Origin of the sequence: Solemya velesiana gill symbiont, assembly GCF_002020805.1 — a bacterium.
Lineage (GTDB): Bacteria > Pseudomonadota > Gammaproteobacteria > Chromatiales > Chromatiaceae > Sedimenticola_A.
In genome coordinates this window covers 1-18665 of record NZ_MPRJ01000046.1, presented here as the reverse complement: position 1 = coordinate 18665, position 18665 = coordinate 1, and the positions used below count along the sequence as shown (strand labels likewise).

The window sequence follows — 18665 nt, the reverse complement described above, 5'->3', positions numbered from 1 at the left end:
GTTGTAGCTCATAAGTGCTTCGTCTCTTGGTCGGGAGAAGCGCCGACTCTACCAGCTGGCCCTTCAACTACCAATTGCACTTATTATCCGAAACCGCCGAAAGTTAAAGATGCCGCTGTGCTGATTACAGAGAAAGGAGATGGCGCTGCATTCGAGGTAATTAATGACAAAGAGGGAAGATTTACATGGAAGGGGATTTATGTGTTTGTCATCGACTACGACGGAACCATGCTCGCCCGTAGCTTCCGGACAGATAAGGTCGTCGGCAAAAATTTTCTGGAATGGAAGGACAAGAGCGATCCGCCAAAATATCCAATCCAGGAGATGATCGTACTTGCCAAGACAAAAGGCGAAGGCTGGGTCGAGTACATGTATCCAAAACCGGATGGCGATTACAAGGTCTCATCCAAGAAAATCAGTTACATACAAGCTGTTCCCGGGCGTAATATGTTCACGGGTGCGGGTATTTACGAGTAACAGTTTTTTCTGACCGCCGTAGCGGGTGGAAGTACAGGAGCTGTTTCCTGTCCGTATATTCTGTACATCGACGCTCCCGGATATCCATTCACTTCGCGACATAAGGCCATCCCTGGCCAAAAAAAAGAGCCGCAGAATGTAGGTGCGGCCCTCTTCAAAGGAGGAGATAAAGACCAACAGGAGGGTGACACTACTACGATACTGCCTTTGGCCACCCTCCCGGTGATCAATGGCGATATTTCAGCATAAGCGATTACTTATATGCATTGATAATTCGCAATACCTTGACATCCTATTTTGCGGCCTGATTCTCAACGATGGCCATGGCCATCTCCAGGGCCTGTTCGTAGTTGAGACGAGGATCCACCTGGGTCCTGTAAGCGCGTTCCAGGCCGGTTTCGTCAAGGCCCCGGGCACCACCGATACACTCGGTGACATCATCTCCAGTCAACTCGAAATGAACCCCTCCGAGCACAGAACCCTCCGCCTTGTGGATCTCGAATGACTGGCTGAGCTCAGAGAGGATATTCTCGAAGCGCCTGGTCTTCACTCCCCTGGCGGTGGATTCGGTATTGCCGTGCATGGGATCGCTGATCCAGAGTACGTTGCGCTCTGTACGCTGAACCGCGTTGACCAGGCCAGGAAGGCCATCGGCCACCTTATGTGCGCCAAAACGGTGTATGAGCACCAGTTTACCCGGTTCGTCGTCGGGGTTGAGTCTTTCCACCAGTTCCTGCAGGTAGGTTTCCGACATGCCGGCACCTACCTTCACTCCGACCGGGTTCTGTATACCCCTGAAATACTCGATGTGCGCACCATCGAGTTCGGCGGTGCGAAAGCCGATCCAGGGGAGGTGGGTTGAGAGGTTGTAAAACCCCGTTTTGTTGGGTACCTGCCGGGTCAGGGCCTGTTCGTAGTGCAGATGCAGGCCTTCGTGGCTGGTGTAGAACTGCACACGGTTGATTTCGGGGTTTTCCGCACCACCCAGGGTTTCCATGAAGTGCAGGGAGTGGGAGAGGTCTTTTACGATCTTGTGGTACTTGTCCGCCATTGCGGAATGGCGAACGAAGTCCAGGTCCCAGTTCTCAGGGTGGTGGAGATCAGCGAAGCCGCAGTCCGAAAGGGCGCGGATGAAGTTCAGCGTCATGGCCGCACGGCCATAGCCTCGCAGCAGACGCACCGGGTCCGGCACCCGGGCTTCGGCGGTGAATTCCGGGCCGTTGACCAGGTCGCCCCGGTAGCTCGGCAGGGTAACGCCGTCAATGGTTTCACTGTCCGCGGAACGGGGTTTTGCGTACTGGCCGGCGATGCGCCCGATCCGGATTACACGCTTGTTGAGTCCGTGGATCAGCACCAGGCTCATCTGCAACAGTATCTTCAACTTGTTGGTGATTATCGGCGAGGTACAGTCGGTGAAGTTCTCGGCACAGTCTCCACCCTGGAGCAGGAAGGCTTCGCCCCTTGCCGCTGCCGCAAGCTGGTTCTTCAATGCATCCACTTCCCAGGATGTGACCAGTGGCGGCAGTGAAGAGAGCTGTGTGATGACTCCGTCGAGGGCCTCTTTGGATGGATAGCCGGCCTGCTGTTTTGCAGGCCGCTTCTGCCAGGATTCCGGGTGCCAGTCGCCCATATCTATTTCACTACCGGGTTGCCCTTGGAAATCCAGTGGGTGATTCCTTTCTCCACGTTATAGACCTGGCCGAATTTAAGCTTGTTGGCCAGGAAGCGGCCGATAATTTCGGTACGGTTGCCGGTACGGCAGATGAGTATGAAGGGCTCATCCTGGTCGGCGATCTCCGAGAGGCCCTGCAGCCACTTGCGCACATCGTAATTGCCCTTCTTGTCGAAGAAGGTCATCAGGTGGCTGCCTTCCACCACGCCGGTCTGCTTCCACTCCTCCGGACGGCGCACATCGATGATGGGTACCCCCTGGTCCAGTAGCTGCTGGAGCTCCTGGTTGGAGATGTTGTTGAGCCCTGCATGGGCTGCCAGAGAGCTGAACAGCAGGCCAAGTATAAGAATCCACTTTGTCATGGTATGTCTTGTTTCTTTGCCAAAAGTGACTGCAACTATACCCATTGCAGGGTGCAATGGAAAAGGGTTGAAAGGAATGCACAGTGGGAGGGCCGCCTCGGCCCGATGATGGCAGTTAATTTAGCCACATGGCCTGAAGCAGGCTTGATTCGCCGCGAGGGCGCGGCTCCCACAAAGCATTTACAGTTAATCAATCTTTCTGAAAGTGGTGAGGAACGGTAAATTAGAATGAAGAATGGGGTGAGCTTTAGCGAAACCCATCCTGCCTGGCAGCTACAATAACCTCAGCGACCTTTACGTCTTTTCTGTACTCTTGGCGTTATATCAACTTAACATGCGGCTTCGGCCGCCTGTCCTGCCTCGAATGCCTTTTCGTTGATCTCCACCAGTTTCGGTTTTTTCTGACGAAAGCGGTCGAGAATCTTGTTTTTGAGGATCTCCGGAGAGAAGGGGAGGTAGCGTGCGATGGCCCCCAGCATTACGGTATTGACCAGGCGGAAGTTGCCCAGGTCCCGGGCGATGGCGCCGGCATCGAAGGCGTGTACGTTGATGCTAAGATGTTCAATCTGACCGATGGGATCGGCCGGGTAGTCGAACAGGCCGAGGCTGACCACCGGTGGCTCCTGCTTCACCCGGTTGACCATGGCGACGCCGTCGGGGCGCAGGTGCTTACACCAGCGCAGCGCCTCTGCGGGTTCGAAACCCACCAGGATATCCGCCTCACCAGGAGGGATGGCGGGGGAGAGCACCCGCTCACCGATACGCACATGGGAGGTGACAACGCCGCCGCGCTGGGCCATGCCGGCCACCTCGGTTTTCTTGACGTCGTAGCCCTGGGCCAGTGCGGTCTGGGAGAGCACTTCGGCAGCGGTCATTACGCCCTGGCCGCCGATGCCCGAAACAAGGATGTTGGTGGTTTTCTGTTCGCTCACGCTTCTTTCCAATTCTCAGATTATGTCCGGGTAAAACCTTCCAGGGGGATGATGGCGTCCGGGCCGCAGGTCTTGGGGCAGAGGTCACAACCGGTACAGGTCTGGCTGTCGATCTCCACGAACGCCAGTTTCTTCTCCTTGCCGTTGGGTTTGACCACGGTTTAGCGACGGGTGACATGGATTGCCGGGCACCCAACGTCGATACAGTTCTTGCAACCGGTGCACTTCTCCTCGTCCACGGTATAGGCTGGCTTGTGCTTGTAGAAGTCCACCAGTACGCATGGCTGGTTGGTGATGATCACCGAGGTGTCCTCGATCTTGGTCTCTTTTCGCAGTATCTTGAACAGGGTTGGCAGCTCGTAGGGGTTTACTTCGTGGATACGCTCGGGTTTGACTCCCATGGCCTCGCAGATCTTCGGGAAATCCACCCGCAAGGACTCCTCGCCGTGGATGTCGCGGCCGCTGGCGGGATTGTACTGGCCTCCGGTCATCCCCACCGCCCGGTTGTCCAGGATCAGGATAGTCACGTTGCCCCGGTTGTAGGTGATGTCCAGCAATCCCTGCATGCCAATGTGCATGAAGGTGGAGTCGCCGATCACGCCGATGATCTTCTTGTCCTTGTCCGCTTCCACGCGACCCTTGTCCAGGCCCAGGGCGACACCCATGGAGGCGCCCATGCAGATGGTGGTGTCCAGGGCATTCCAGGGGTGGCCGGCGCCCAGGGTATAACAGCCGATATCCCCGGAAATGCTGGTCTTGGGGATCTTGGAGAGGCAGTAGTAGATACCCAGGTGGGGACAGGCCACGCACATGGTGGGCGGGCGGGGGAAGAGATTGTCCGCCGGGTTGATATCGACCTTTGTCCCGGGGACTTTTTCAGTCGTCGGTGCCGCCTCAATGACTTCCTCGCCGATCAGTTTATTGATGGGTGGGCGCAGCACGTTGGGTGCCAATTCGCCCACCCGGGGCAGGATCTCCTTGCCCAGCACGGGAATTCCGGCCGCCTTGATCTCTGTCTCGAGGATGGGCTCCACCTCTTCCACCACGACCAGCTGGTCCACCTGCTTGGCGAACTCGCGGATCTGCTCCATGGGTACGGGGTAGCTGAGTCCCAGCTTGATCGCCGGCATCTCGGGGAAGGCCTCCTGCACGTGCATGAAGGTGGGACCCGAAACAACGAAACCCACGCGCTTGTCACTGCCCTCAATGACGATATTAAGTTCGTGTCCCTCGGTGAACTTCTTCATCTCCTCTTCCCGTGCATGCATCATGGGAATGCGGAAACGGGCATTGGCCGGGGTCATCACCATTCCGGCCGGGTCCTTCTGGAAGCCCTCGGCCAGTTCGAACTCCTTGCGCTCACCGGGAGTGACCACGCCCTTTACATGGCAGATGCGGGTGGTCATGCGCAGGATAACCGGTGTGTCGAACTTTTCTGACAGTTCAAAGGCGTACTTGGTCATCTCGTACGCCTCCTGGGAATCCGCAGGCTCCAGGATCGGAACGTGTCCAAAGCGGCCCCAGAAGCGGGAGTCCTGCTCGTTCTGGGAGGAGGAGAGGCCCGCGTCGTCAGCCACGGCGATCACCAGTCCGCCGCCGACCCCGATCAGGGTCTGGGTCATCAGCGCGTCAGAGGCGACGTTGAGTCCCACGTGCTTCATGGCGCAGAGCAGCGCGGCTGCCGGCCAGGGAGGCGCCGATGGCTACCTCCAGTGAGACCTTCTCATTGATGGACCACTCGGAGTACATGTCCGAATACTGGGAGCAGTACTCGAGGATTTCGGTAGAGGGCGTGCCGGGGTAGGCGGCAGTCACCTTGCAGCCAGCCTCCCAGGCACCGTGGGCCACGGCCTCGTTGCCTGACATGAAACGCCGTTCGGTAGCCGGCAGGGGATTGACTGCACTCATATTTTTAATCCTGTGTATTTTACTCTGTTATTTACCCTGTTAGGAGTAGGTATTATGATCCAAGGTTTACGTTAACGTAAAGGTAAATAGCCTTGCACTTGCCCATTTTCCGGGACGGAGAATCCCGCCCTATTTCTTACGGTGGTCGATGACCCGAACGGCCTTGCCCTGGGGGCGTGGCACCTCGCCGACACCCTTGATAATCACCTTGCAGCTGACGCCGACGAAGTCCTTGATGTCCCGAACCACTTTCTGGGCCAGGTTGTCCCTCGCCTCCCGGGATTGCTCCATCAGTGGTGGGCTCGCCTCCACGTTGACCACCAGGGTGTCCATGTTGCCCTCGCGGAACACCTCCAGTTGGTAGAAGGGAGAGAGGGTCTCGCTCTTCATCAATACCGACTCCACCTGGGAGGGGAAGACGTTGACGCCGCGGATGATCAGCATGTCGTCGCTGCGACCGGTGATGCGGCGCATGCGCACGTGGGTGCGGCCGCATTTGCATGGCGCGGGGTCGAGCATCGAGATGTCCCGGGTACGGTAGCGGATAATGGGAAATGCCCCCTTGGTCAGGGAGGTGAAGACGATCTCGCCCTCCTCGCCGTAGGGCAGGGGCTTGCCGGTATCCACGTCCACGCACTCCACCAGGAAGTGGTCTTCCCAGATGTGCAGGCCGTTCTTGGCCTCGATGCACTCGTTACCCACGCCGGGTCCCATCACTTCCGAGAGGCCATAGATGTCGATGGCGTCTATGCCCAGGCGGGACTCGATCTCGTAGCGCATCTCCTCGGTCCAGGGCTCGGCGCCATGGATACCCACTTTCAGGGGCAGCTTGCGGATATCAACGCCCATGGCCTCTGCCTCCTCGGCGATGTTCAGCGCGTAGGAGGGGGTGTAGCTGATCGCGGTGGTTTCGAAGTCCTGCAGCAGCATGATCTGCTTCTGGGTCTGTCCGCCGGACATGGGGTGGTCATCACACCCAGCTCCTCGCCACCATAGTGCAGGCCCAGTCCGCCGGTGAACAGGCCGTAGCCGTAGGCGTTGTGCAGGCGGTCGCCGGGACGCATGCCACTGGCGGCCAGGCAGCGCGCCACCAGCTGGGCCCAGGTACTGATGTCGCGTTTGGTGTAGCCCACCACCGTGGGCTTGCCCGTGGTGCCTGATGAGGCGTGTACCCGCACCACCTGGTCGGTGGGTACGGCGAACAGGCCGAAAGGGTAGTTCTCCCGCAGGTGTTCCTTCTTGGTGTAGGGAAGATGCTGCACATCCGATAGCTTCTTGATGTGACTCGGTTTGACACCGAGTTCGTCCATGGCGTCGCGGTAGAACTTCACCGTGTGGTAGCAGCGCTCGACAGTGGCCTGGAGCCGCTTCAGTTGAAGTGCTTCTAGGTCTTCACGGGGCAGGGTTTCGAAGTCGGTGTGCAGGATCATTGCGTTCCCCTAGTTAGTCTTTGTTCATCCATTCCGTGATCGCATCGCTACGCCGGAACACGGTGCCGGTGCGACCGCTCTTGTTCTCTTCCCGGGCTTAGGCGATCAGCCTGTCGCCCTCCTTGTTGACCGCCGGGTAGCTGATCTGAGCGGTCAGGGCCACGGCCACGGTACCATGGGAGTTGGAAGCCACGGCGAAGGCGAAGTCGGCCATGCCGAAAGTGACGCCAGCGTGGGTGATGCCCACCGAGTTGAGCATGTCGCTTGTGACGGTCATTCCTACCCGGGCATAGCCCTCTTCCACCGCTTCCAGCTCCATGCCGAGCAGGCGGGCATAGTGGTCTTCCCGCGCCATCCAGCGGCCGATCTGCCCTGGTGTCATCGCGGTGTCACTCATCGTCAATGCCTGGTTGGCAGCTCTTCGGTGACCAGGTCGTACCCAAGGCCGCGCAGGTGGTCGTCCAGGGACTCGGGGTTGCTGGAGCGGTAGCGAATTATGGCTACGCGGTTGCCTGTTTCATCAATTGAGAGAGGAGATACCACGGTGGCGATGTAGCCACCGAAGTCGTTGACCCGGTCCATCAGGCGTCCCAGGGCTCCGATTTCGTCAGGCAGGTGTACGGCGATGCGGGTGCTGTCGCGCAGGCCACAACCTGTGATGTCCAGCAGGAAGTCGGAATCCGGCAGCTTGTCTGCCACCAGCAGGGCGGCTGCCTGTCGATCTGTGCAGTTTGTGGATTTGCATCAAGACGTCGTCGAACCCAACTCATAATAGAGCCACTATTTCTAAGGATTTTATGCTGCCGTTTACGTATACGTCAATTAGTGTGTGGAAATTATCTGTGGTGATTTAACAGGGTAAAAGACTGGGAAATTGAGTGTTGGGAGGTCCGGGGGATTGTTTTGGCAGGCGTCTTCTGGTGGTGGTAGTAAGCCAGCGGAACAGGACGCCCGCGGAAACATGGGGGCAAAGAAAAAGGGCGGTATCAAACCGCCCTTTTTGATGGATGAGTTTAATGACTGTGTCAGGCGACCAGTTGGGTCTTCAGTTTCTTCATGGCCGCCTTTTCGATCTGGCGGATACGCTCGGCGGAGACGCCGTACTTGTCTGCCAGTTCGTGTAGGGTCGCTTTCTTCTCCGACAACCAGCGTGCCTGGAGAATCTCCTTGCTGCGATCGTCGAGTCCCTGCAGTGCCAGGTAGAGCTGCTCTTTGTCGTTGCTCTCACTGTCATGCTGTTCAAGCTGGGAGGCCGGCTCCATGCGCATGTCCGCCAGGTAGCCCGCAGGAGCGGTTACCGGCTTGTCGTCATCATCGTTGGCCGCGCCGTCGAAAGCCACATCGTAATTGTTCAGGCGCGCTTCCATCTCCAGGACGGTTTCCGGCTTTACGCCGAGCTCTTCAGCCACGCCGTCGACCTCCTCCTTGGAGAACCAGCCGAGACGCTTCTTGGAGCTGCGCAGGTTGAAGAAGAGCTTGCGCTGTGCCTTGGTGGTGGCTACCTTGACGATGCGCCAGTTGCGCAGAACGAACTCATGGATCTCGGCCTTGATCCAGTGCACGGCAAAGGAGACCAGGCGAACGCCCATGTCGGGATCAAAGCGGCGCACCGCTTTCATCAGGCCGACGGTGCCTTCCTGGATAAGGTCAGGCAGGGCAAGGCCGTAGCCGGAGTATCCACGGGCAACACGAACCACGAACCGCAGGTGCGATAGCACGAGGGTGTGTGCGGCCTCCAGGTCGTTGTCATTCCTCAGCTTGACGGCGAGGTCTTTCTCCTCTTCGGCGCTGAGCATCGGCAGCTGGTAAGCAGCGCTGATGTAAGCGTCGATGTTGCCGGTAGGCAGGGTTGTCGGAATGGCGAGTTCTTTGCTCATCTCTAATAACCTATTGAATCAGTACGGTATTATATTAGCACCCTTGAATTTAGAGTGCCAGCTATTTTAGCAGTCCCTCTCTGAGAGTGCTAATAAGGTGGAAAGTTCACGAATATTGACCGGTTTCAGGTGGGTTCTATTTCACTGAGGTGGCGGCCCACGGCGATCCAGGAACCACAGAGGCCGAGCAGGGAGCTCCCCCCCAGCAGCAGGGCGAAGGTGGTCAGGTCGACACCCGAGAGACCGAACTGGCTACCGTACAGGCCGGCCAGCTTTTCCACCGGACTATCCAGCAGAATAAGGGAGAGGGTAACCAGCAACCAGGCGATGATTCCCCCGAACAGGCCGTACCAGAAACCGCTGTAGAGAAAGGGACGCCGGATAAAGGTGTTGGTACCGCCGATCAACTTGGTGATCTCGATTTCGGCGTGGCGGTTCTGGATCTCCAGCCGGATGGTGTTGCCCACGATCAGCAGTACCGCGATGCCCAGCAGGGTGCCGAGCACCCAGACTGCCCGTTTTGCGATCTGTGTGATGCCCTGGAATCGGCGTACCCACTGGAGGTCCAGTTGGGCAAACTCCACTTCGCGGATCTTCTCCAACTCCCCAAGCAGCTGTTCTGCAGCCTCAGGTGAGCTGTGTTTTTCACCGGGCTCGATGATCAGTACATTGGGCAGCGGATTACCCTCCAGGCTGTCGAGGACCGAGGAGAAACCGCTCAGGGTGCGGAACTCTTCAAGGGCCTCTTCCCGGCTGATCAGCTGTACATGTTCGATTTCGTCTTGCAGGCGTAGCCTGGCGGCCAGTTTTGTCGCGCTCTCCTGGCCGGTCTCCTTGGTCAGGAACAGGGAGATGCTGGCTGCACCGTCCCAGTTTCCGCTGAGTTGCTGGGCATTGTTGAGCAGCAGATGGAGGCCGATAGGCAGTGAGAGGGCGATGCCGATCACTGCGGCAGTCATCAGGGTGGAAACGGGGTTACGGCTCAGGCGCCCGAGGCTGGATAGGCTGACCTGGAGGTGGCGCATAAACCAGATGTCCAGTCGCAGGCTGCGGCGCTGGCCTGTGTGAGTGGCCTTCTTCCGCTTAGTTGCCACCGATGGTTTCCTCGGGAGCGATATCCCGTATCAGGCGGCTGTTCTGGAGCGTCAGGATGCGCTTGTTCATGCGGGAGATGAGCGCCAGGTCATGGGTTGCTATCAGCAGGGTTACTCCGACGCTGTTGAACTGGTCGAACAGCTGCATGATCTCCCGGGAGAGGGTGGGGTCCAGGTTGCCGGTGGGTTCGTCGGCCAGCACGACGGGGGGTTTGCTGACCACCGCCCGCGCAATCCCCACCCGCTGCTGTTCGCCCCCCGAGAGGGTGATGGGGTAGGCTTTCTCCTTGTTCAGAAGACCCACCTTGTCCAGCGCGGCCCTGACTCGCCGGCCGGTCTCCAGGTGGCCAACGCCTGACACCACCAGGGGTATGGCGACGTTGTCGAAAACCGTGCGGTCGTAGAGCAGGCGGTGATCCTGGAAGATCATTCCGACTTCCCGGCGGTGGTAAGGGGTTTCTCTCCTCTTCAGTCGTGTCAGGTTACGACTCGCCACCCGCACCTGGCCCCGGGTGCTGCGCTCCAGCAGGCCGATCAGCTTGAGCAGGGTGCTCTTTCCGGCACCGGAGTGTCCTGTCAGAAATACCATCTCCCCGGGCTCGATATGAAAGCTGGCATTCTTCAGCCCCTCGTGCCCGCCGGGATAGCGTTTTGTGACGTTATCGAAATGGATCATCCGGTTATTCAGTTATACGTTTTACTGCTCGAATAGTGCATCTACGAACTCTTTTGGTTCGAAGTGGCGCAGGTCCTCGATTGCCTCTCCGACGCCAATGAAACGGATCGGTACTTTCAGTTTTTCAGCTATGGCGAATACGATACCGCCTTTCGCGGTGCCGTCCAGTTTGGTCAGAGTAATACCCGTGAGGCCCACGGACTTGTCAAACTGGCTTGCCTGGTTCAGTGCGTTCTGTCCGGTCGTGGCATCCACCACCAGCATCACCTCGTGGGGGGCGTCGGGGTCGATCTTTTTCATCACCCGGGCAATCTTCGACAGCTCATCCATTAGGTTGGTTTTGGTGTGGAGTCTGCCGGCAGTGTCGGCGATAAGAACGTCGACGTTTCTGGATGTGGCAGCCTGCAGGGCATCGAAAATCACGGAGGCGGAGTCCGCACCGGTGTGCTGGGCAATCACGGGAATGCTGTTGCGATCGCCCCAGGCCTGAAGCTGCTCCACGGCGGCAGCGCGGAAGGTGTCGCCTGCAGCGAGCATCACGCTCTGTCCCTCTTCCTGTAGTCGCTTGGCGAGCTTGCCGATGGTGGTGGTTTTGCCTGCACCGTTGATACCGACCATCAGGATCACCTGGGGCTTGCCTTCGCCGGATGGCTTGACCGGCTGTTCGCATGACTCGAGGATCTTCAGCAGGTCCTCCTTGAGCACGCTGCTCAGGGTCTCCGGGTCAGAAAGCTCCTTGCGCCTCACCTTGCCTGTCAGGTCGTCGATAATCCGGGAGGTGGCATCCACGCCGACATCGGCGGTGATCAACAGGGTTTCCAACTCCTCTAGTAAATCCTCGTCTATGCTCTTCTTGCCGAGCAGAAGGTCTGCTAGGCCGTCAGTGAGATTGCTGCGGGTCTTGGCAAGGCGGCTTTTCAGCCGCGAAAAAAGCCCCTGCTGCTCTTCTGGAGATGGCTGCTCCTCGATAGGTGCCTGGCTCTCCGTCTTGGCTTTTCGTTTTCCAAATCCAAACATTTACAGTTTTCCAGCACTGCAGGGGAACCCCGTGCGGTGAGTTTTGTCATTAAATCAGATTGAGGTCTTGCACTGGTTTGATGTGCTCTGAAAGAATGCATCATCGTTGAAGACCGGCTGTTGGGGCTAAATCCTAACATTTTGAGCAGTTTCAACCTATCCCAATTCGTACAAAGGGAATGAATAATGAGAAGTGTCTTTGCTGCCTTGCTTTTTCTGACCGCCACTGCCGTGGTGGCACAGGGCGAGGTCCACGAGTTTAGGCTCGACAATGGCTTGAAGGTGATCGTGAAAGAGGATCACGGGGCACCCATTGCGGTATCCCAGGTGTGGTACAGGGTGGGCTCCTCTTATGAACCGGACGGTGTGACCGGCGTCTCCCACGTGCTGGAACACATGATGTTCAAGGGTACCAAGAGCCATCCGCCTGGTGAGTTCTCTCGCATTATCGCCGCCAACGGGGGAGATGAGAACGCATTTACAGGGCGTGACTACACGGCCTATTACCAGAAGATCTCCGCTGATCGTCTCGAGGTCTCCTTTGAACTCGAGGCCGACCGAATGCGCAACCTAACCCTGCCCGAGGGTGAGTTTCTGAAGGAACTGGAGGTGGTGAAGGAGGAGCGCAGATTGCGTACCGAGGACAAACCCACCTCGCTCACCTACGAGCAGTTCAATGCGCTGGCCTACAATAGCCTGCCCTATGGCAATCCGGTTATTGGCTGGATGAACGACCTCAATAATATGGAAGTGGGGGATCTGAGTGAGTGGTATCGTCTCTGGTATGCACCCAACAATGCGACCCTGGTGGTAGTGGGAGACGTGCAGCCTCAGCAGGTACACGCCCTGGCAAAAAAATATTTCGGCCCCTTGAAAGCGGAAGACACACCCAAGACCAAGCCGTTGCGCGAGCCGCCCCAGCGGGGTATGGCAAGGAGCGTGGTCAAGGTGCCGGCAAAAGAACCCTACCTGATCATGGGGTTCAAGACCCCGGTGCTCAACTCCACCGATGCGGAGTGGGAGCCCTATGCGCTGGAGATGCTGGTCGCGATTCTCGATGGGGGGGACAGCGCCCGAATCAGTCGCAACCTGGTGCGCGGGCAGGAGATTGCGGTCTCTGCAGGGGTTAGCTACAGCGCCTTCTCCCGGCTTCCCGGGATGTTGTTGATGGATGGCACGCCGGCCAAAGGGAAGAGCATGCAGGAGCTGGAAAAAGCACTGCTTGCCGAGATCGAACTTATCAAGAATGAACCGGTCAGCCAGCAGGAGTTGGACCGGGTGAAGGCCCAGGTGGTGGCAGAACAGATCTACGATCTCGATTCGGTCTATTACCAGGCGATGCAGATCGGCATCCTGGAGACCATCGGCCTGGGCTGGCCCCTGCTGGATCAGTACGTGGACAAGATAAAGGCGGTAACCCCTGAGCAGGTCCAGGCGGTGGCACGGAAATACCTGAACCAGGATCAACTGACGGTTACGGTGCTCGAGCCGTTACCACTCTCAGCCGGGAACTCGACCACGGCTGCAATGCGGGGGAACAGCCATGGTCGTTAAGATGAGACTGAGTGTCCTGTTGGGGCTGTTGCTGATCGGACTGGTTACTGCTCAAGCGGTCCAGGCAGGACCCAAAATCGAGAGTTGGCAGACCGCCAACGGTGCCAGTGTGATGTTCGTTGCGGCCCCGGACCTTCCGATGGTGGATATCAGGGTGGTGTTCGATGCAGGCAGTGCACGGGATAGCGATCTTCCCGGTCTTGCGGTGCTGACCAACGCCCTGCTGACAGATGACGCAGGGCAGTGGAATGCCGACCAGCTGGCAGAACGGTTGGAATCCCTCGGCATTGAGATCGGTGCAGGTGCAAGACGGGACATGGCGTGGGTATCGATTCGCTCGCTTACAGATCCCGCCGCCTACCAGGTGGCGATGTCATCACTGGCAGCCGTACTGGCAGAGCCTCGATTCGAGGAGGCCGACCTGGAGCGCAATCGCCAGGCGATGCAGGTTTCCCTGCGCCGCGGTGAGCAGAACCCGGGAACCGTGGCAAAGAAGGCTTTCTGGAAGGCGGTGTTCGGTTCACATCCATACGCCATTCACAGCGGCGGCACCCAGGAGTCCCTGGCAGCCATCACACGCCAGGATATCCTTGCCTATCACAAGCGTTATTACGTTGCGAAGAATGCCACCGTCGCCATTGTCGGTGCCCTGGACAGGGCTGCTGCAGAGACCCTGGCAGAGCAATTGGCCTCCGGGCTGCCTGTGGGTGAACCGGCAGCGAAGTTGCCGGAAGTGGGTCCCCTGAATGCTGCTGATATGCAGGATATCGCCTTTCCATCCTCCCAGAGTCACATCCTGATGGGGCAGCCGGGCATGCGTCGTGGGGACCCCGACTACTTCATTCTCTACGTTGGCAACCACATCCTGGGTGGCAGTGGACTGGTGTCCCAGCTCAGTGAAGAGGTGCGTGAGAAGCGGGGCCTATCCTACAGTGTTTACAGCTACTTCTCTCCCATGCGCAGATACGGTCCTTTCATCATGGGTGCCCAGACCCAGAACGCCAAGGTGGAGGAGGCCACCGAGGTGATGCGAACGACGTTGAAGCGTTTTATCGAGCATGGGCCCACAGAGGATGAACTCACTGCAGCCAAACGCAACATAACCGGCAGCTTCCCCCTGCGCATTGCCAGTAACAGCAATATCGTTGAGTATCTGGCAATGATTGGTTTTTACGGGCTTCCCCTGGACTACCTGGATGCCTTCGTCGGCAAGGTGGAGTCTGTCACCGGTGAACAGATCAGGGATGCATTTAAGCGACGCCTGAAACCTGACAATTTCGTAACCATCGTAGTAGGCAATGGTCAGTCGTCCGAACAAGGGAGCTAGACCCGGCAAGCGACCGGGCCAGAGCAACCAGATCCGGATCATCGGGGGTGAGCACGGTGGGCGCAAGCTGCGCTTCCCCGATCACGTGGGGCTACGGCCTACCTCTGATCGTGTGCGCGAAACGCTTTTCAACTGGCTGATGTCAATATTACCCGGAGCAGACTGCCTGGACCTTTTTGCGGCCAGTGGCGCCATCGGTTTTGAAGCCGCGTCCCGTGGAGCGGGCAGTGTGACGATGCTGGACACTGCTCCCGTGGTGGTGCGCCAGTTGAGGGAGAATTGCGGACTGCTCGGACTGGAAAATGTAGTCATCCAACAGGCCAATGCATCCACCTGGCTGGACGGGCCCTCTGAGCCGTTTGAAATTGTTTTTCTCGATCCGCCCTTCGCGGATGATCTGCTGGAAGGGTGCTGCGAAAAGCTCGAAGCCAATGGCTGGCTGGCGCCAGAGGCGCGGATTTATATCGAGATGGATGCCCACAAGAAACTTCCCCCCCCTCTGCCGGCCAATTGGCAGCAGCTCAAGGAGAAAAAGGCAGGCCAGGTGGCTTTCTTTCTCTATTTGCGGGGTAATTGAGGCGAAAATTGCAAAATGTCATTTGACTTTGAATCCATGGATACTATCATCCCGCCACCAGATGTCAGGATCTAGGGCCTGTTAACGCTATGCTGATATCGATCACCGGGGATCATTAAACTATGCCCGTAGCAATTTACCCGGGAACATTTGACCCGATTACCAATGGACACAGCGACTTGATCAAGCGGGCTTCCACCCTGTTTGATCGTGTCATCCTTGCGGTTGCGGCCAGTCCCGGCAAGGAGCCTCGTTTTTCCCTGGAGAGGCGAGTGGCATTGGCCCGGGAAGTGCTGTCGAACATTGATAATGTAGAGATCTGCGAGTTTGACTCGCTGCTGGTGGATTGCGCAAGAGAACACGGGGCGGATGTGATATTGCGTGGGCTGCGTGCGGTGTCGGATTTCGAGTACGAGTTTCAGCTTGCGGGGATGAACAGGCGACTGGCGCCGGAGGTTGAAACCATGTTCCTCACGCCGGCAGAGAATTTTGCCTATATTTCCTCCAGCCTGGTAAGAGAAATTGCAGCACTGGGTGGAGATGTGTCAGAGTTCGTCCATCCTGCCGTGGAAGCGGCACTGAAAGAATAGAATTGAGTTACCACGTGTTTGAGTAGAGGGGCCCAGGCCCTGTATTCAGGAGTTAAGAAAAATGTCTTTGATGATTACTGACGAATGCATCAACTGTGATGTCTGCGAGCCCGAGTGCCCCAACGGCGCCATTTACATGGGCGATGAGATCTACGAGATTGATCCCAGCCTGTGCACCGAGTGCGTTGGCCACTACGATGAGCCCCAGTGTGTTGAGGTCTGTCCCGTAGACTGCATTCCGAAGGATCCCGACCACGAAGAGACAGAAGATGAGCTGATGGCCAAGTTCGAGAAGCTGCAGGAAGAAGGCTGATCTCCATTGGTTCATCGCATTCGAAAAGGCCCCTTCATGGGGCCTTTTTTATTGCCTATGCTGAATGCTATCGTTAGCGCAAAACAACGCTTCTTCCAGGATGGGGTGAAATGAACGTCTTTATCATGTTGCTTGCGAGATGCAGGCCCAGGATTCTTTTCTTTTGCCTGTCTCTCCAGTGCCTGGCCATCCCGGGCATTCTCCTGGCGGATGGCAAGGCGGCTATGGCAACAGCCCATCCCATGGCCACCGAGGCCGGACACGAGATACTCGCCCAGGGCGGCAACGCCTTCGATGCGGCTGTGGCAGTGAGCGCTGTGCTCGCGGTTGTCGAGCCCTACAGCTCCAGCATCGGCGGTGGCGGCTTCTGGTTGCTGCATCGTGCCAGCGATGGCTACCAGGTGATGATCGATGGGCGGGAGAAGGCGCCGCTGGCGGCCCATCGCGATCTCTACCTGGATGCAGACGGCAAGGTGGTGCCCGGGCTTTCCATCAATGGTCCGCTCTCGGCGGGCATTCCAGGTGAGCCGGCGGCATTGGCGCATATTGCGGGAAAATACGGGCGGCTGCCGCTATCCCGGAGCCTGGCACCGGCGATCAGGATCGCCCGTGAAGGTTTTTTTTGTCGATGAGCACTACCGACGACTGGCCAAGTGGCGCAGGGACGTGCTGCTGGAGTCACCGGCAGTCAGTGCGCAGTTTCTATTGAAAGGTGAGGTGCCGCCAGCGGCACACCGGATCAAGCAACCCGACCTGGCGGATACCCTTTCCCTCCTGGCTGAGCAGGGTCGTGATGGGTTCTACAAGGGGACGCTGGCGAAGAAACTGGTGGAGGGGGTGAAGGCTGCGGGGGGTATCTGGAGCCTGGATGACCTTGCACAATACAAGGTGGTCGAGCGCAAGCCGGTGATCGGTGAGTACAAGGGTATGCGGGTTGTCAGTGCGGCACCGCCCTCATCAGGAGGCATTGCCCTGATCACCATGCTCAATATCCTCGAAGGATACGACCTGCAGACCATGGATGAGGTTCAGCGCAAGCACTTGGTGGTGGAAGCGATGCGGCGCGCCTACAGGGATCGTGCCGATTTCGTGGATGTGCCTGTGGATCGCCTCATCAGCAAGGACTATGCGGCCGGCCTGGGGCGGAGCATCAGCTTGCACCGGGCCACGCCAAGCAGGATAAGCGAAGAAAGCGACGTGACCGAAGGTACGGACACCACCCATTTCTCGATCATCGATGCCGAGGGCAACCGGGTATCGGCAACCCTGAGTATCAACTATCCCTTCAGTTCCTGTTTCGTCGTGCTGGGCACAGGGGTTCTGCTCAACGATGAGATGGATGACTTCTCCGCCAGTCCCGGGGTGCCCAATGCCTATGGACTGGTTGGAGGAGAGGCCAATGCCATAGCGCCTGGGAAGCGTATGCTCTCCAGCATGACGCCAACATTTGTCGAATCGGATGACGGCGTTGCGGTGCTCGGCTCACCTGGGGGGAGCCGTATCATCACCATGGTGCTGCACGGGATACTGGAACTGGCTTCCGGCAAGGGCCCCCAGTACTGGGTGAGCAAGGGGCGTTATCATCATCAATACCTACCGGATCATATTCAGTTCGAACCTGGCGTCCTCTCTGGCCAGGAGCAGGAGGCGCTGCAGCGGATGGGGCATAAGCTGAAACCACTGGAGCGTAACTACAGCAATATGCAGGCGGCTTTTCAAGACCGGGGCACTGATGAGATGGGGGCGGCGAGTGATCCCAGGGGGTTGGTTCGGCCGCTGTGCGTTGACAATTGTTGCAGGGTTATTATGCTGTCCTGCAACGTCCATTATCGATTTAATACAGGAGATAGATATGCAGTTCAGTCCGTGTAAAGGTGGTGATTTCTGCACCCAGGACGGCACCCATTGCCAGGGTTGCGGTCGTAGCCATGAAGAGATTGCCGAGACTCGCATGTTGATGCAGCGCGTGGCGAAGTATGCAGTCGATATGGATTACGAGAACATCGAAGAGTTCACCCCGTTTGTGGGTGAAAAGGCTGGAAAAATCGCCCGTAAACTGCAAGATGACCAGGCAGGCGGCGGTATCGGCATCGGTATGCCGATCAAATAAACAGCTTGCGACAGCTCAATGCAAAACAGCGGCCTGGTGCCGCTGTTTTTGTTTATCACAGGACGCCGGACTGAAGCATGATCATATATACCCCTGTGCCACTGAAGATGCTCAGCAGTGCATTACCCCACAGGTGATGCAGAAGTGCCGTCACGGTGACCGCGATCAACTCCGGTGCGCCCTGCGGTGCTATCCCAAGCTCTATCCCCTTGAGGCTGTAGAGTACAAGCAGGGTCATGATCATGGGTGGTGTGTATCGGCCCAGGAACGCCAGCACCGGATGGTCATGGCGGTTTTTCAACAGCACAAAGGGTATCAGCCGGGTGAGGAAGGTGGCCGCTGTCATCACCAGGATGACGCCCAGCAGGTAGCCGCTGGCTCCCCCGGTCATGATGTACTCTCCCCGGGGCGATAGCGGGTGAGCAGGATCAGAATGGAGAGGCCGATGGAGACTAGCGGCATATGCTGGGGCCAGAGAGCCAGTGCCGTAATGCCTGTCACCAGTCCCGCGGCAAAGGGAAAGGGTTCGTGCAGCTTCTTCCACTGTTCCTGTAGCAGCACCACGAACAGGGCGGTCAGCGCGAAATCCATGCCGGTTGTATCAAAGCTCACGGTACTGCCCAGCAGTGCCCCCAATGACAGAGGTTCAACTCTGCGTGATACACCAGATCCGCAACTCGATGAAATATGTGGCCTCCAAGAACCAGAAGGCCTTTATGGCGGACCTCAAGCCCGTCTACAAGGCAGTA

General features: G+C 57.8%; 18 protein-coding genes and 4 pseudogenes. 9 read left to right on the top strand and 13 right to left on the bottom strand.

Features of this window, described 5'->3' with window-relative positions; translation table 11 throughout:
* A partial coding sequence (locus BOW53_RS08030) for a cache domain-containing protein (RefSeq protein ID WP_216641094.1) occupies positions 1 to 477 on the top strand: 477 nt, incomplete at its 5' end.
* Positions 478 to 769: 292 nt separating this feature from the next.
* On the opposite strand, the gene BOW53_RS08025 is transcribed toward BOW53_RS08030, so the two are convergent.
* From BOW53_RS08025 to ftsY, 11 genes and pseudogenes are all read right to left on the bottom strand, one after another.
* Positions 770 to 2107: a class II 3-deoxy-7-phosphoheptulonate synthase gene (locus tag BOW53_RS08025; RefSeq protein ID WP_078487404.1), complete on the bottom strand. Its 1338-nt coding sequence runs from the start codon at positions 2105 to 2107 to the stop codon at positions 770 to 772.
* 2 nt (positions 2108 to 2109) lie between these two features.
* Complete coding sequence (locus BOW53_RS08020; protein ID WP_172838827.1) at positions 2110 to 2511, bottom strand: rhodanese-like domain-containing protein; 402 nt, start codon at positions 2509 to 2511, stop codon at positions 2110 to 2112.
* Between the two features lie 329 nt (positions 2512 to 2840).
* Entirely contained in the window at positions 2841 to 3443 is a 603-nt protein-coding gene (locus BOW53_RS08015; RefSeq protein ID WP_078487408.1) for an indolepyruvate oxidoreductase subunit beta, read from the bottom strand.
* Between the two features lie 20 nt (positions 3444 to 3463).
* A pseudogene (locus tag BOW53_RS13540) lies at positions 3464 to 5351 on the bottom strand (thiamine pyrophosphate-dependent enzyme).
* 129 nt (positions 5352 to 5480) lie between these two features.
* A pseudogene (locus tag BOW53_RS08005) lies at positions 5481 to 6781 on the bottom strand (phenylacetate--CoA ligase family protein).
* A 97-nt stretch (positions 6782 to 6878) separates the two neighbouring features.
* Positions 6879 to 7178, bottom strand: coding sequence for a hotdog fold thioesterase (locus BOW53_RS08000; RefSeq protein ID WP_078487400.1), 300 nt, complete (start codon positions 7176 to 7178; stop codon positions 6879 to 6881).
* A gap of 2 nt (positions 7179 to 7180) precedes the next feature.
* Positions 7181 to 7480, bottom strand: coding sequence for an ACT domain-containing protein (locus tag BOW53_RS07995; RefSeq protein WP_078487399.1), 300 nt, complete (start codon positions 7478 to 7480; stop codon positions 7181 to 7183).
* Between the two features lie 326 nt (positions 7481 to 7806).
* A complete protein-coding gene (gene rpoH / locus BOW53_RS07990; RefSeq protein ID WP_078487397.1) occupies positions 7807 to 8658 on the bottom strand; it encodes an RNA polymerase sigma factor RpoH in 852 nt (283 codons plus the stop codon).
* Positions 8659 to 8783: 125 nt separating this feature from the next.
* Complete coding sequence (ftsX, locus tag BOW53_RS07985; RefSeq protein WP_245832048.1) at positions 8784 to 9752, bottom strand: permease-like cell division protein FtsX; 969 nt, start codon at positions 9750 to 9752, stop codon at positions 8784 to 8786.
* A complete protein-coding gene (gene ftsE, locus BOW53_RS07980; RefSeq protein ID WP_078487395.1) occupies positions 9742 to 10428 on the bottom strand; it encodes a cell division ATP-binding protein FtsE in 687 nt (228 codons plus the stop codon). The genes ftsX and ftsE overlap by 11 nt, the downstream gene beginning before the upstream one ends.
* A 21-nt stretch (positions 10429 to 10449) precedes the next feature.
* Positions 10450 to 11445, bottom strand: a complete 996-nt coding sequence (gene ftsY / locus BOW53_RS07975) for a signal recognition particle-docking protein FtsY (RefSeq protein WP_078487394.1) — start codon at positions 11443 to 11445, stop codon at positions 10450 to 10452.
* Between the two features lie 186 nt (positions 11446 to 11631).
* Here ftsY and BOW53_RS07970 point away from each other — a divergent pair, with 186 nt between their 5' ends.
* From BOW53_RS07970 to BOW53_RS07940, 7 genes and pseudogenes are all read left to right on the top strand, one after another.
* Complete coding sequence (locus BOW53_RS07970; protein ID WP_078487392.1) at positions 11632 to 12999, top strand: M16 family metallopeptidase; 1368 nt, start codon at positions 11632 to 11634, stop codon at positions 12997 to 12999.
* A gap of 1 nt (position 13000) precedes the next feature.
* A complete protein-coding gene (locus BOW53_RS07965) occupies positions 13001 to 14326 on the top strand; it encodes a M16 family metallopeptidase (RefSeq protein ID WP_245832047.1) in 1326 nt (441 codons plus the stop codon).
* Complete coding sequence (gene rsmD, locus BOW53_RS07960) at positions 14298 to 14903, top strand: 16S rRNA (guanine(966)-N(2))-methyltransferase RsmD (protein WP_078487390.1); 606 nt, start codon at positions 14298 to 14300, stop codon at positions 14901 to 14903. The genes BOW53_RS07965 and rsmD overlap by 29 nt, the downstream gene beginning before the upstream one ends.
* Positions 14904 to 15025: 122 nt before the next feature.
* Entirely contained in the window at positions 15026 to 15493 is a 468-nt protein-coding gene (coaD, locus tag BOW53_RS07955) for a pantetheine-phosphate adenylyltransferase (protein WP_078487388.1), read from the top strand.
* Positions 15494 to 15554: 61 nt separating this feature from the next.
* The gene (locus BOW53_RS07950) at positions 15555 to 15806 is read left to right on the top strand and encodes a YfhL family 4Fe-4S dicluster ferredoxin (RefSeq protein ID WP_078487386.1); all 252 of its coding nucleotides are present in this window, start codon (positions 15555 to 15557) and stop codon (positions 15804 to 15806) included.
* 125 nt (positions 15807 to 15931) lie between these two features.
* Positions 15932 to 17678 (top strand): annotated as a pseudogene (gene ggt / locus BOW53_RS07945) (gamma-glutamyltransferase).
* Positions 17659 to 17916 (top strand): DUF1289 domain-containing protein, encoded by a 258-nt coding sequence (locus BOW53_RS07940; protein ID WP_078487384.1) that lies wholly within the window; start codon positions 17659 to 17661, stop codon positions 17914 to 17916. Before ggt ends, BOW53_RS07940 begins: the two are co-directional and overlap by 20 nt.
* A 55-nt stretch (positions 17917 to 17971) precedes the next feature.
* Here the strand turns inward: BOW53_RS07940 and BOW53_RS07935 are convergent, their stop codons facing one another.
* Together BOW53_RS07935 and BOW53_RS07930 are read right to left on the bottom strand one after the other, a co-directional pair.
* The gene (locus tag BOW53_RS07935; RefSeq protein WP_078487382.1) at positions 17972 to 18307 is read right to left on the bottom strand and encodes a branched-chain amino acid transporter permease; all 336 of its coding nucleotides are present in this window, start codon (positions 18305 to 18307) and stop codon (positions 17972 to 17974) included.
* Positions 18304 to 18528, bottom strand: a complete 225-nt coding sequence (locus BOW53_RS07930) for a hypothetical protein (protein ID WP_135607046.1) — start codon at positions 18526 to 18528, stop codon at positions 18304 to 18306. The genes BOW53_RS07935 and BOW53_RS07930 overlap by 4 nt, the downstream gene beginning before the upstream one ends.
* A 20-nt stretch (positions 18529 to 18548) precedes the next feature.
* Here BOW53_RS07930 and BOW53_RS07925 point away from each other — a divergent pair.
* Positions 18549 to 18665 (top strand): annotated as a pseudogene (locus BOW53_RS07925) (transposase); the annotation flags it as partial.